This is a genomic window from Sandaracinaceae bacterium (assembly GCA_016706685.1).
Lineage (GTDB): Bacteria > Myxococcota_A > Polyangia > Polyangiales > Houyiibacteriaceae > JADJJE01.
The window spans coordinates 1-12592 of record JADJJE010000026.1; the positions used below are offsets into that span (position 1 = coordinate 1).

12 protein-coding genes and 2 pseudogenes are annotated in these 12592 nt (G+C 71.1%); 8 read left to right on the top strand and 6 right to left on the bottom strand.

Translation table 11 applies throughout. The features are described 5' to 3' along the window. Window positions 1-534: 534 nt before the first annotated feature. The 4 genes from IPI43_25665 to IPI43_25680 all read right to left on the bottom strand — a co-directional run bounded on the left by IPI43_25665 (window position 535) and on the right by IPI43_25680 (window position 2952). Window positions 535-921, bottom strand: coding sequence for a hypothetical protein (locus IPI43_25665; GenBank protein MBK7777472.1), 387 nt, complete (start codon window positions 919-921; stop codon window positions 535-537). A gap of 488 nt (window positions 922-1409) precedes the next feature. Continuing rightward, window positions 1410-1814: a hypothetical protein gene (locus tag IPI43_25670; protein MBK7777473.1), complete on the bottom strand. Its 405-nt coding sequence runs from the start codon at window positions 1812-1814 to the stop codon at window positions 1410-1412. 252 nt (window positions 1815-2066) lie between these two features. Further along, entirely contained in the window at window positions 2067-2426 is a 360-nt protein-coding gene (locus IPI43_25675; protein ID MBK7777474.1) for a hypothetical protein, read from the bottom strand. A 79-nt stretch (window positions 2427-2505) separates the two neighbouring features. Next, entirely contained in the window at window positions 2506-2952 is a 447-nt protein-coding gene (locus tag IPI43_25680; protein ID MBK7777475.1) for a thiol-disulfide oxidoreductase DCC family protein, read from the bottom strand. A gap of 76 nt (window positions 2953-3028) precedes the next feature. Between IPI43_25680 and IPI43_25685 the strand changes: the two genes are divergently transcribed. The 4 genes from IPI43_25685 (at window position 3029) to IPI43_25700 (ending at window position 6227) form a co-directional block, all read left to right on the top strand. Beyond that, a complete protein-coding gene (locus IPI43_25685) occupies window positions 3029-3760 on the top strand; it encodes a FadR family transcriptional regulator (protein ID MBK7777476.1) in 732 nt (243 codons plus the stop codon). Next, entirely contained in the window at window positions 3757-4128 is a 372-nt protein-coding gene (locus IPI43_25690) for a hypothetical protein (protein ID MBK7777477.1), read from the top strand. Before IPI43_25685 ends, IPI43_25690 begins: the two co-directional genes overlap by 4 nt. After that, window positions 4128-5633: a GMC family oxidoreductase gene (locus IPI43_25695; protein ID MBK7777478.1), complete on the top strand. Its 1506-nt coding sequence runs from the start codon at window positions 4128-4130 to the stop codon at window positions 5631-5633. Before IPI43_25690 ends, IPI43_25695 begins: the two co-directional genes overlap by 1 nt. 213 nt (window positions 5634-5846) lie before the next feature. Next, the gene (locus tag IPI43_25700; GenBank protein MBK7777479.1) at window positions 5847-6227 is read left to right on the top strand and encodes a hypothetical protein; all 381 of its coding nucleotides are present in this window, start codon (window positions 5847-5849) and stop codon (window positions 6225-6227) included. 2 nt (window positions 6228-6229) lie between these two features. Here IPI43_25700 and IPI43_25705 read toward each other — a convergent pair whose 3' ends face one another. Next, the gene (locus IPI43_25705) at window positions 6230-6790 is read right to left on the bottom strand and encodes a hypothetical protein (protein MBK7777480.1); all 561 of its coding nucleotides are present in this window, start codon (window positions 6788-6790) and stop codon (window positions 6230-6232) included. 140 nt (window positions 6791-6930) lie between these two features. On the opposite strand from IPI43_25705, the gene IPI43_25710 reads away from it, so the two are divergent. Then, the gene (locus IPI43_25710) at window positions 6931-7236 is read left to right on the top strand and encodes a DUF1330 domain-containing protein (GenBank protein ID MBK7777481.1); all 306 of its coding nucleotides are present in this window, start codon (window positions 6931-6933) and stop codon (window positions 7234-7236) included. A gap of 39 nt (window positions 7237-7275) precedes the next feature. Here the strand turns inward: IPI43_25710 and IPI43_25715 are convergent, their stop codons facing one another. Further along, window positions 7276-7932, bottom strand: a complete 657-nt coding sequence (locus IPI43_25715) for a TetR/AcrR family transcriptional regulator (GenBank protein ID MBK7777482.1) — start codon at window positions 7930-7932, stop codon at window positions 7276-7278. A gap of 603 nt (window positions 7933-8535) precedes the next feature. On the opposite strand from IPI43_25715, the pseudogene IPI43_25720 reads away from it, so the two are divergent. The 3 genes and pseudogenes from IPI43_25720 to IPI43_25730 all read left to right on the top strand — a co-directional run bounded on the left by IPI43_25720 (window position 8536) and on the right by IPI43_25730 (window position 12550). Beyond that, window positions 8536-8832 (top strand): annotated as a pseudogene (locus IPI43_25720) (MBL fold metallo-hydrolase). A 196-nt stretch (window positions 8833-9028) separates the two neighbouring features. Further along, on the top strand, window positions 9029-11527 hold the full coding sequence (locus IPI43_25725; protein MBK7777483.1) for a sulfotransferase: 2499 nt from the start codon (window positions 9029-9031) through the stop codon (window positions 11525-11527). Further along, a pseudogene (locus tag IPI43_25730) lies at window positions 11524-12550 on the top strand (Gfo/Idh/MocA family oxidoreductase). The gene IPI43_25725 and the pseudogene IPI43_25730 overlap by 4 nt, the downstream one beginning before the upstream one ends. The last annotated feature ends 42 nt before the right edge of the window (window positions 12551-12592 follow it).

Consider the following 12592-nt stretch of genomic DNA (forward strand, 5'->3'; position numbering starts at 1 on the left):
CACGGGCGTCCCCCCGGTGTCTGGAGCCGTCCCGGTGCACCGGGGAGGGGCAGCTGAGTCCTGCGCGGCGGCGAAGGTCGCGCGGGTACAGCAGACAAGCGAGCAGCGCAACACGACCGAGCTTGATGTGCGCGGTTCATCGGCCACCCGCAGCCGGTAGCTCGCGTTTCGCGCTGTCGCCCACGGGCGAGACGCGGGAGCCCACCGAGATCGTCATCGCGCACGACGACGACGTCAGCTCGACCCGCCGCCCGCGACGGGGCTGACGCGGGAACGGCGACCGTTCGTCTGGCTGCCACCGTCGTCTCCGCCCTGCTCTTGCTCCCCATCTCGCGACCCTCCGACGTCAACGGCGCCCATCTCCGAAGGAGCGTCGCTCGTGGACCCACACCCGCCCACGGCCAAGACGACGCACAGCGCCAACAGACCTCGATACCTGCTCATGAATCTCATCTCCTTGCCAGGGTCAGTCCCCACGCAGGGACGACACTAGAAGATGGAGAACAGCCGACGCAACCGCCGGCCTGCGGCGCGTCACTCGGGCAGGAGACGCACCGTGGTGAGCGTGTCCGGCTCGATCAGCAGGGTGTCCTCAGCCACCAGCTCGCCGTCGCGGGTCTCGAAGTCGAACGTGTCCGCCACGTAGGAACGGATGCCGATGGTGCGGGCCCGCCCACGGAACCCGCCCTGCCCGAGGCCACCGGTGGTCCCGTTGGCGGGAGCGCTCGCGATGACCACCATCATGCCGGAGAAGTACCAGGGGTCGGTGCCTTCGCCGACACTGGCGGGCGTGGTGACCTCGAAGTGGATGTTGGGCGCGTTGTCGTCTTCGCAGTCGACGGCGTTGATGGCCATGCCGCCACGCGCCGGGTCCTGGGTGACGCTGGTCTCGGGATAGATGAGCCCCTCGCGCACCGGCACCGTCAGGGCCTGATGGGGAACGGCTCGGGCGCGTGTTGATGATGGGCTGGCTGAAGCACCAGAGGTAGGGCACCCAGTCGTCCGCGTCGTCGGTGTCCGCGTCGAGGATGCGCAGGTAGCCGTTGAAGCCCGAGGTGACGGGCACCTAACGATGAAGGTCCCGGGGTCCGGGAAGTAGGGCGTCCCGAAGTCGCAGGCCGCGCCGAGGCGCGAGTTGCAGCGCACCACCTGAACGCCGGGCACCGGTCCCTGCCGCATGGGATCCGTGATGTTGGTGATCACGGCACGGATCAGGACGGCCTCGCCGTCGCTCACGGGCGGGGTGACGTTACCCACGCAGGTGAGGTCGCGACCGGCTCGATCTCCGTGTCCTCGATGCCGATGATCTCCACGCAGCCACCGAGACCCAGCACGAGGAGCAGGGCGGAAAGGTGCGCGGGCACCGCGACCGAGGCCGCTACGAAAGATGGTATGCATACCGGTCTTCATCAGAATGCCCCTGAACGCTGAGGCCCGCGCCCTGCCGCCCCACGCTGGGCGTCACGCGCACGCGCGCGCTGGCCCTGTCCTCCGGCGTCATCGTCGCCGCCGCTCGAGACGATGACCAAGATGACTCCGGCGATGGCAACGGTGCCGCCCGCGACGAGAAGGCCGGTGGCGATGTTGGCACGTGTGCGCGCGGTCTCGGCGTCCGACTGATCCGCCGCGCTGGCGCAGTAGTAGTTCTCCCCTGCCCGAGCGCAGTTGGCGTCGTTCCACAGGTTCTTGGCGTTGATGCCGAGGCCCAGGCCGGCTCCGAGCGTGGCGGCCCCCACGGCGGTCACCACCCAGCCAGCCGTGCGCGCTGGGTTGGCTGGCTCCTCGGGGATCACGGGCGCTACGGGCTGCTGCAACCCAGGCGGCAGCTCGGTGACCTCGGCCCGGAGCCACCTCGAGCGCGGGCACGTGCAGCTCCACCACGCTGCCCTCGTTCGCTGCGGTGACAGTGCCCTCCCAGGGGATGCGGCCAGGCGCAGTCGCTTGCACCGGCCACTCGCCCGCATCGATGGGGATCGCCACGCTCCACATCACGTCATCGAAGGCGCGATCGCCCACCGTGACCTGCTCGCCGCGCGCGGGGCTGTCCACGATCACGCGGATGCGGATCAAGCGTGACCTCGAGCTCGGCCGCGCGGCTGCGCGCCATGCTCGCGCTCGGGCGATCCGGTGCGCGCGGCCAATGCTGCCGCTTCCAAGAAGGTGGCCCAGGCACTCGCCAGCCGGCCACCCTGCTCCCAGCAGACACCCAGGTTGAGCAGGGTGCCCACGGCCACGTCGAGCCGGTTGCTGGCCTCGAACTTGGGGCACGCTTCGTCGTAGTTGCCCTCTTCCATCAAGCGCCGGCCCTCACGGAAGAGCGCCTCGGCGGCGGCCTGTGATCCAGTGGACTGAGCGTCAGCGCGCAGGGGGGTCAGCGCGAGCAGCCCCAGCAGCATGAACCCGAGGAAGAGGCGGAAATACGTCATGACGGCCCGACGATAGTAGTTCAGTGGCACCGTCGTGTCCAAATGTGCGACGCGGTGTGCTGGCCCCCCCCGGTCAGCTTCAATCTTCAGGCAGGAAGCGGGCACGCTGGGCGGGCGAGGGGATCAGGCACAGCTCCTTCTTGCCGAACAGGCGGTAGCGGTTCTTGGCCACGCGATCGTACAGCCAGTTGCGCAGGAACACGGGCAGCACGCGGCCCACGGTGAGCAATGGCCACGGGAAGCGCAGGTAGCAGACCGCCCGGAGAAAGGCGCTGGACTGCGAGTAGGGCACGCCGCGCTCCACCAGCAGCATGCTGTCCACATCATCGGCGTCGAGGCCGGCGTAGCGCAACAGCGCCTTGCCCGTGGGTGTCTGCACCGCGCCGATGCGCAGGTTTCCCTTGGGGTCGTTGCGCAGGATGAAGTGCACCCAGCCGCTGCACACCACGCACTCCGCGTCGAACAGGATGACCACGTCGCTGGGGCTGATGGCTGAGGGGAGCTCTCCGTGGGTGGGGCGGCGCATGGCGAGGCAGGATAGCGCAAAGCCTGTGGTCGTCAGGGCTTGATTGTGTGGTTTAATTGTGTCACTCATTTGAGCGATGCAGCCCGACAAGTCTCCCAGCGCCATCGAGCACGCCCTGACGCAGGACATCTTGCGGGGGCGGTACGCTGTGGGGAGCCGGCTGCCCACGGTGCGGGAGCTGGCCGAGACGCACGGCGTGAACCCCGCCACGATTCAACGTGTCGTCTCGCGGCTCGAGACGCGCGGCCTGGTCACCGCGCGGCAGGGCAGCGGGCTGCGCGTGAACGACCCGGCCGAGTCGGGGGACATCTCGCTGATCCCGTTCTGGCTCGAGGCCACACTGGACCAGCCCGCGCAGGCGGTAAGCATCTTGGCGGACTTCCTGGAGGTGCGGCGCGTCATCGCGGTGCGTCTGATGGTGCGCCACCGCGAGGCGCTGCTGGCGCAGACCGCGCAGCTGCAGGGGGCCGCGGCGCGCATGGTGGCGGCGTCGCACGAGGGGGTGAGCGCGCTGCGCGACGCCGACATGGCGTTTGCGCGCGCCATGCTGCAGGCCACCGGCAACGTGGTGGCGCTGAGCGTGCTGAACACCATGGCGCGCGTGCTCGAGGAGCTGCCCGTGGTGGCGCAGGCCATGTATGCCGAGCCCGCTGCCAGTACCGCGTCCATGGCCCGCGTGCTGCAAGCGCTGCGCGACGGCGGGGAGGGCGCGGGGGCCACCATCGAGCACGCGCTGGCCGACGTGGACGCACTGACGCTCGCGCGCTTCGAGGCACTGCTGCGAGCACGCGAAGGAGTGAGCGCATGAGCTGGACGAAGACCGAGGCACGCCTGCGCGACGCGCTGATGGCGACGATCCTGCCTGCGCCAGGCCGTGGCCTGCCCGCCATCGAGGACGTGGACCTGCGCTCGTTCTGGGTGCGCTTCGACGCAGCCGCACCCGTGCACCTCCGCCTCGGTCTGCGCGCGGCCACGCTGGTGCTCGGCGGGCTGCCCCGCGTGCTCGGCTTCGCGGGCACGCTGCCCGAGCTGAGCGCCGACGAGCGCGAGGCGTTCATCACGCGCGCCGCGCAGCTGCCCGGCATCGATGCGCTGGTGGAGATCGCCAAAGTGGTGGCGAGCTTGGCGTACTTCACGGACCCGCAGGTGCAGGCCACCGCCCGGAGGCGCGCGTGATGAGCGAAGGCAAGCGCATCGACGGGCGTGAGGTGCACCGCGCGCTCGAGCTGCGCGCCGACGTGGTCATCGTCGGCAGCGGCCCGGCGGGCAGCGCGGCCGCGCGCGAGGTGGCCCGCGCGGGCGCCTCGGTGATCGTCATCGAGGCGGGCCGTTGGTTCGCGCCGCGCGAGTTCCAGTTGTCGGCGTTCCACTCGATGGCCGACACCTACCGCGACATGGGCGCGTCGGTGGTGCTGGGCTCGGCCCCCACGCCCTTCGTGCAGGGCAAGCTGGTGGGCGGCAGCTCGCCCATCAACGGCGCCATCTGCTGGCGCATGCCGCGCGACGTGTACGACGAGTGGCTCACCAAGGACCGCGCGCTCGCCGACGCGCTGCCGTGGGACCTGCTCGAGGCCACCACCGACATGCTGGAGGCGCGGCTCAACGTGCGCCCCACGGACCCGGCCGTCGCAGGCGCAAAGAACCAGCTGCTGGCGCGCGGCGCCGAAGCGCTGGGCCTCGCGCACCGGCCCATCCGCCGCAACGTGCAGGGCTGCGAGGGCCTCGGCCGCTGCATGCAGGGCTGCCCCAACGCCCGCAAGCTCTCGGTGGACGCTACGTTGCTGGCCGACGCGGAGCAGGCTGGCGCCGTGGTGCTGAGCTGCACCGAGATCACGGGCATCGACGTGCGGGCGGGCCGCGCCACGGGCGTGCACGGTGTGACCGACGGCGGCGCCGAGGTGCGCGTGCACGCGGCGCGCGCGGTGATCGTGGCGGCCAGCGCCGTGCAGACACCCGCGCTCTTGATGCGCAGCGGCCTGCGCCAGGGCCCCGTGGGGCGCCACTTCCAGTGCCACCCGGGGGTGTCCATGGCCGGGCGCTTCCCCGAGCCCGTGCGCATGTGGGAGGGCGCCACGCAGGGGCACGAGGTCACCGGGCTGCGCCACGAGGGCCTCAAGTTCGAGGCGCTCGGCTTCGACCTCGGGGTGATGGCCGGTCGCCTCGAGGGCGTGGGCCGCGAGCTGGCGCGCGAGGTCGACGACATGGCGCACGTGCTCGACTGGGGCGCCGCGGTGCGCGCCGAGGCCGAGGGCGTGGTGCGCGTGGTGCGCGGCAAGCCCCACGTGTTCTTCTCCCCGAGCGAACACGACGTGCGGCGCTACCGCCGCGGCCTGCGCGTGATGGGCGAGATGATGCTCGCGGCCGGCGCCGACCACGTCTCCCCGGGCGTGCGCGGCTTCCTGCGGCGGACGTCGCGCGTGGCCGACCTGATCGAGCTCGAGCAGCACGGCCCGAGGCGCGCGTCCGCCTACACCAGCGCCATCACGCACATGTTCGGCACCTGCCGCATGGGCAGTGACCCGCAGCGCGCGGTGGTGCGCCCGGACTTCCGCCACCACACCACGCGCGGCCTCTACGTGGCCGACTCCAGCGTGTTTCCCAGCAGCCTCGGGGTGAACCCGCAGATCCCCATCATGGCCGTGGCCACGCTCGCCGCGCGGTCCGTGCTGAACACCCTCTGACCCTCCGGAACCCCATGACCATCACGCTCGATCAAGTGCTCTCCATGAACGGCCGCGAGCTCTACGACATCGTGCGCCGCGGCGCGCCCCTCGACCTCGACGCGCTCGCGGACACCACCTACACGGGCATCGACCTGAGCATGCCCGACCTGTTTCACAAGCCTGGCGTGGAAGCCGTTCCGCAAGACCTTCCACCGCGACCCAGCCAGCGGCGTGCTGCGCGGCTGGAACGTGAAGGTGGAGCAGACCGGCTGGGACACGCCGCCCGCGCCCAAGCGGGATCGCCACGGCAAGGCGCTGACCTTCGGGCACTACCACGTGCGCCCGGCGGCGGGCGTGCGCTTCCCGCGCGGTTGGCGTGGCGGGCACTACCTCGACTACCAAGTGGCCGGCAACCTGAAGCAGGACTTCCCCGCCAGCGCTGGCTTCTGCCCGCTGGTGAGCGTGAACCCCGGCAGCTCGGAGCTGCTGCTGGGCTGGGAGGTCTTCAAGGTGGGCCCCGCGTTCGTGCCCATCAGCGACTTCTGGGTGCTGAAGCGCGAGGGCGCGCTCGCGCCGGGTGACGTGGTGGCGCGGCCGGACGGCAAGCGCTGACGTCAGTCGCAGCGCTCGGGCAGCGAGCACGTGGCTTGCTGCATGGTGCGCGAGGCGTCCTTCGGCATGAGCCACGCGACCGTGCTGTTCATGGGCATGGGCATGGGGTCGCCCGGGCAGTTGGGGCGGAAGCGCGTGAGCACCGTGAGCGCCGTGCCATCGTCGAAGACCTCGAGGCCGCCGAAGGCGGGCGACATGGTGTACTGGAGCAAGTAGACGTCGTTGGCCGCCATGTCGACGCCGAGCGCGCTGCCTGGCGGCTGGCCCTCGCCGTTGCACCGGAGCGCGGCGGAGACCTCCTCGGCGGTGTGCAGGACGGTGGGTGTGGACGACGAGCCGCCCGTGAAGCTGCAGCCGGGGATGAGCAACGGCGCGATGGGTCGCGCCTGGGCGACCTCGGGCACCGTGCAGGTGAGCAGCTCCGTGCTGCCGCTGCCCGCGCCCGTGGTGGTGCCGCTGCCCGTGCCGCCCGTGCCCTCGGCGCCTCCGCCGCAGCCGGCGAGCAGGCAGAGTGCGAAGGGGGCCAGGCGAGAGAACACGGGATGGACGATGTGGCGGCGCATGGTGATTCCAGTCTACGCAGGTGTGTGGCCGCCTGGCGCTCGATTCGTGGCCGCCATGGAGGCGAAGTGTCCGCGCTCGTCGCGTTTCGACCAGAAGCGCGACAAGCTGTGGCCCTCAACACCCCTGGAGACGCTGCCCCATGTTCGACCGCACGATTGGCCTCGAGGTCCTCGATGACGCCGTCTACACGCAGTACCGCGCCGAGATGACGCCCCTGCTCGAGGCCGCGGGGGGCCGCTTCGTCCTCGACGTGCGCGTGGCCGAGGTGCTGCGCGGCCCAGCGGAGGCGCGCTTCAATCGCCTCTTCACGATTCGCTTCCCCACGCAGGCGGCGTTCGCGGCGTTCTTCGCCGACCCGGCCTACCTGGCCATCCGCCAGCGCCTCTTCGCGCCCAGCGTGGGGCAGGTCCACGTCCTCGCGGCTCACGAGTCGCCCGCAGGCTGATCCGACGCGAGCGAGCTGGACGTTCCCGTGTGTCCCCGCTCACCCGCGACGGCCGGCCGCCAGCGCAGAAGAGGACGGCGGCGCAGCCAACAAGGCCTCGATGGCGTCCACCAGCGCCTCCACGAACACGGCGCGAGGCGGCGCGTCACCCGCTTCGTCGCGGGCCAGGTAGTCCGACATGCCGTGGAACAGCAGCCCGGTGACCAGCAGCATGCGCGCGGCCAACAGCGCGCGCGGCACGGGGACGGCTCCGGTGGTGGCACGCGTCATGCCGCGCAGGAGGCGCTCGGCGCCGCGGTTCTGCTTGGCGCGGTGCTCTAGCGTGGCGTCGGGCTGGCGCATCAGCTCGGCCTGCACGCGCAGGAACGCGCGACCGCCGTCTTCGTAGTCCAGCTTGGCCGCCAGCGGCCGCACCAGCGCGTCTACCCACGCACGCAGCGTGGGCTCGCCAGTGCCCGCCTCGAGCGCGTCGATCATGGCGTGCCGCGCCGCCTCGATGCCCGGCGTGTGCTTGTCCAAGATGGCCTGCACCAGCCCCGCCTTGTCGGTGAAGTGGTACTGCGCGGCGGCCCGGTTGCGCTGCCCGGCCTCGCGGCTGATCTCGACCAGGGACACGCCGTCCAGCCCGCGCTCGGCGTAGAGCTGCTCGGCGGTGGCGATCAGGCGCGCGCGGGTCTCGGCGGTGTCGGGGCGCATCAACCGAAGCTAGATGCCTGCCGGCGCGGCTCCTGTCGAGTCCGTGGAGGGTTTTACGGGGTTCTCACCGCCCGAGGTCGAGGGCACCGAGCTCGCGTCGCCGTCTATCGACTCGTCACAAGTCGATGGCGACCAAGGGAAGGTCTGGGAGGTTCTCCGTGGGCTCTGGCTGTCGAGGAATCCACCATGTTTCAAGGCACTTGGGCACCCCCGGCTGAAGCCGAGGGCAGCAAACCAGGCCCGGACGATCTGAAAGTCCCCGCGAGGGGGACTAACGGGTGGAAAGGTTGGTGACCGGCCTACCAAGGTTACCCGGGCCCCACACAGGGAGGCGGCTGGAACGGCTGCGTCCGGGTCCCTTGGGTAGAGCACACCCCGCTATCAGCCACGTAGTCCACGCCGACAGGCGGGGACTTTAGGACTATCCATGCGTAGTTTGCTGCCCTCCGCTTCAGCGGGGGGTGCCCCAATTCGCCTTTCCAGAAGCCGATTCGGCATGCCCATCACTACGAAGGACTTGTGACGAGTCGATAGACGTCGCCGTTCACGGCAACGCCAACCTCGAGCTTGCCAACATAATACGATCGTATTACCTTCCGCCGCATGGACCCAGTACGAGAGCTCGTGAACCAGCGCCCCTGGGGCGACGAGGTGCTGTGCGCGGCCAGCGCACCCGAGGCGCGGGAGGTGGCGCCGGGCATCCACATGTCGCCCGGCACGTCCAACGCGTACATGGTGCTCACCGCGGGGGGCCGCGTGATCGTGAACACCGGGCTCGGCTTCGAGGCGCTCACGCACAAGCGCAATTTCGATGCGGTGAGCACGCTGCCCACCACGCACATCCTGGTGACACAGGGGCACGTGGACCACGTGGGCGGCGTGGGGCTCTTTCGCGAGGCGGGCACGCGCTTCATCGCGCAGGCCAACAACCTGCGCTGCCAGGCCGACGACGCGCGCATCGCGGCCCGCCGGCAGACGCACAGCTACGTGTGGTTCCAGGAGGTCATCGACGGCGCGCTCGAGATCGCGGCGAAGCACCCCGACGTGGTGGTGCAGGACGCGCCCGTGCCCGACGAGCTGTTCACGGAGCACGCTGGTGGTGGAGACCGGCAACGTGCGCTTCGAGCTGCTGAGCTGCCCGGGCGGCGAGACCATCGACAACACCGTCATCTGGCTGCCCACCACGCGCACGGCGTTCGTGGGCAACACGTTCGGGCCGCTGTTCCCGCACTTCCCCAACTTCAACACCGTGCGCGGCGACCGCTACCGCGACCCCTTGGCGTATCTCGACACGCTCGACCGCGTGCGGGCGCTCGGGGCCGAGGTGCTGATCACCGGGCACGGCCTGCCCATCGAGGGCGGCGCGCTGATCCGCGCGTGCCTCGACCGGCTGGAGGCGGCGGTGCGCTACGTGCACGACCAGACCCTGCTGGGCATCAACCAGGGCCGCGACATCGACGACATCGCGCGCGAGCTGCGGCTGCCGGACGAGCTGTACGTGGGCGAGGGCTACGGCAGGGTGTCTTGGGGCTGCCGCACCATCTGGGAGAGCTACCTGGGCTGGTTCAAGCTGCGCAGCACGCGCGAGCTGTACCCGGCCGCGCCCGTGACGGGCACGCTGGCCACGCTGCTGGGGGCGGACCGCGTGGTGGACGAGGGCCTCACGCTGCTGGTCTCCGATCCGCTGCGCGCGCTGGGCCTCGCCGAGGCTGCGCTCGAGGCCCAGCCCGGCCACCGCGGAGCGCTCGCGCTCGCCCGCGACGCGCACGCGCACCTGCTGGAGCAGCCCGAGGACGCGAAGAACTTCTGGCTGGGTGGCTGGCTGCGCGCGCAGGAGCGCAAGCTGGACGAGGCCCTGTCTGCCGCGCCGGCGAGCGAGGCGGCAGCGGGTGAGGTGACGAGCCTGATGGCGGGCATGCCCGCGCGGTTCGTGCCGGACGCTGCGCCGGGGCTGCGCGCGGTCTATCAATACGAGCTGACCGGCCCCGAGGGCGGCACCTGGGCCGTGGTGGTGGAGAACGGCACCTGCCGCATCCACGAGGGCGCGCACCCCTCGCCCAGCTGCCGCATCGGCATGAGCACGTCCGACTTCGTGGGGCTGAACTACGGCGAGCTGCACCCGCTCAAGGCTGCCATGCAGGGCAAGCTGCGCTTCGAGGGCGACCGCAAGGTGGCCATCCACCTCGACAAGATCTTCACCAAGATCAAGCGGCCCGTGAAGAAGGCCAAGGCGGCCACCAGCGACGCGCAGCCGGACGTGATCCGCATCGACGACCTGCGCGAGCCGGTGCTCACGCCCACGCAGCGGCGCCTCAAGCGGCTGGCCGAGCGCGGAGCGGTGCGCTTCGACACGGACAGCGTGCTGAACGCTGCGCGCCGCCGCACGGGGCTCAACGACTTCGGGCCCATGGACTTCGTGCCGCGCCTCGAGCTGCTGCTGGCCGACTACCGCGCCGACGAGACGCTCTCCGGCCTCGGCAAGCAGACCGTGCACGGGGACCTCGTGCGCTACGCCAGCAACCGCCTGCTGATGCAGGACCAGTACACGCGCCACCCCGAGATCGACCAAGAGGTGATCGCGGCGCCCGTGATCGTGGCCGGCCTGCCGCGCAGCGGGACCACACACCTGGTGAACCTGCTGGCCGCTGACAGCCGCTTCCGCTCGCTGCCGCTGTGGGAGCTGCTCGAGCCCGTGCCCAACCCGCGCGAGCGCGCGCCGGGCAAGCTGGGGCGCGCGCTCTTCACGCGCCTGGACCAGGCGCTGCCCGACAAGGCGCGCGACTACCTGGGCGTCACCACGCTGTCGGCCGACCCGCGCTACCTGCGCTGCACCGGCAAGTGGGCCGGCATGCGCCTCGCGGTGCCGCACCTCGCGGCCATGCACCCCATGACGCCGGACCACATCCACGAAGAGATCGAGCTCATGGGGCCGGACTTCGCGAGCTACGTGTTCGAGTGGACGGGGCACGTGCCGCGCTACCGCGACCACAGCTTCCGCACCGACCAGACACCGCACTTCGCGTACATGAAGCGCGCGCTCCAGCTGATTCAGTGGCAGGACCGGCAAGCCGGGAAGCCCGCGCGACGCTTCGTGCTGAAGTGCCCGCAGCACCTCGAGAACCTGCCCGCGCTGGACGCCACGTTCCCGGACGCCACCGTGATCTTCACGCACCGCGACCCGGTGGCCGTGATCCAGTCCACCGTCACGATGCTGGGCTACGCCGAGCGCGTGGGGCGCACGCGCGTGGACGCCGACCGGCTGATCGCCTACTGGGCGGAGCGCATCGAGCGGCTGCTGCGGCGCGGGGTCGAGGACCGCGAGCGCATTCCGCAGAGCCGCTCGCACGACGTGCTGTTCCACGCGTTCATGAAGGACACCGAGGGCACGCTCGACACCATCTACCGGCGCGCCCGCATCCCGCGCACCAGCGCGTCGCGCGCGGAGCAGGCGGCCTTCCTCGAGGCGCACCCGCGCGGCAAGGACGGTCGCCTCGAGTACGACCTCGAGCGCGGCTTCGGGGTGCGCCCCGAGGACCTGCGGAAGCGCTTCGCCTTCTACTTCGAGCGCTTCCCCGTGCGCGTGGAGGAGTCATGACGCTACGCATCGGCATCCTGGGCGCCGCCCGCATCGCGCCCTTCGCGCTCATCAAGCACGCCCGCACGCTGCCCGAGGTGGACGTGGTGGCGGTGGCCGAGGAGTACCAGGGCCCCGAGGCGCTCGCGAAGTACGCGCGCAAGCACGGCATCCCCAGCACGCACCGCTCCTTCGACGAGCTGCTGGCGCGCCCGGACATCGACGCGGTCTACGTGCCGCTGCCCATCAGCATGCACGTGGAGTGGACCCTGCGCGCCATCGCGGCCCGCAAGCACGTGCTGTGCGAGAAGCCCATGGCGGCCAACGCCAGCGGAGGCGGCGCGCATCGCGAGCGCGGCAGAGGGCACGGGGCTGATCGTCGCCGAGGCGATGCACTTCCGCTACCACCCGCTGGTGGAGCGCGTGCGCAGCATCGTCGCCTCGGGGGAGATCGGCGCGCTGCGGTCCATCGACGCCAGCTTCTCGGCCTACCTGCCGTTCGACGACTTCCGCTTCGACTACCGCACGGGCGGCGGCGGCACCATCGACATGGGCTGCTATCCGGTGGGCTTCGTGCGCGCCGTGACGGGCGAGGAGCCCGTGGTGGAGAGCGCGCGCGCCAAGCTGCACGGCACGCTCATCGACCGGCAGATGGAGGCCACGCTGCGGCTGCCCACGAGCGGCGCCAAGGTGGACCTCTTCGTGGGCATGCGCTGCAGCCGCCTGCTGAGCGTGTCCATGAAGCTCGTGGGCTCGCGCGGGCGCATCGACATCCTCAACTTCATCAAGCCCGAGGTCTACCACCGCCTGGTGGTGCGCACGGACGGCGCGAAGCGCGTGGAGCGCGTGCCCGGCGGGTCCACCTACCGCGCGCAGCTCGCCGCCTTTGCCGAGGCCGTGCGCACCGGCGTGCCACCCACCACCACCGCCGACGACGCGGTCGCCAACATGCGCGTGATCGACGCGCTCTACCTGGCCGCCGGGCTGCCCGTGCGCGGGGACGCCGCGGTGCTGGCGCGCCTCGCGGCCGGCGCCTCACGCTGACCCTGCACCCGTTCGAGACCCCTCCCCGAGACCACGAGACCC

What these genes read in the sequence shown, in the direction of transcription:
- IPI43_25690 (MBK7777477.1), top strand. Translation starts at nt 3,757, where the DNA reads ATGAGCTGGACGAAGACCGAGGCACGCCTGCGCGACGCGCTGATGGCG.
- IPI43_25685 (MBK7777476.1), top strand. Translation starts at nt 3,029, where the DNA reads ATGCAGCCCGACAAGTCTCCCAGCGCCATCGAGCACGCCCTGACGCAG.
- IPI43_25710 (MBK7777481.1), top strand. Translation starts at nt 6,931, where the DNA reads ATGTTCGACCGCACGATTGGCCTCGAGGTCCTCGATGACGCCGTCTAC.
- IPI43_25695 (MBK7777478.1), top strand. Translation starts at nt 4,128, where the DNA reads ATGAGCGAAGGCAAGCGCATCGACGGGCGTGAGGTGCACCGCGCGCTC.
- IPI43_25675 (MBK7777474.1), bottom strand. Translation starts at nt 2,426, where the DNA reads ATGACGTATTTCCGCCTCTTCCTCGGGTTCATGCTGCTGGGGCTGCTC.
- IPI43_25715 (MBK7777482.1), bottom strand. Translation starts at nt 7,932, where the DNA reads ATGCGCCCCGACACCGCCGAGACCCGCGCGCGCCTGATCGCCACCGCC.
- IPI43_25705 (MBK7777480.1), bottom strand. Translation starts at nt 6,790, where the DNA reads ATGCGCCGCCACATCGTCCATCCCGTGTTCTCTCGCCTGGCCCCCTTC.
- IPI43_25680 (MBK7777475.1), bottom strand. Translation starts at nt 2,952, where the DNA reads ATGCGCCGCCCCACCCACGGAGAGCTCCCCTCAGCCATCAGCCCCAGC.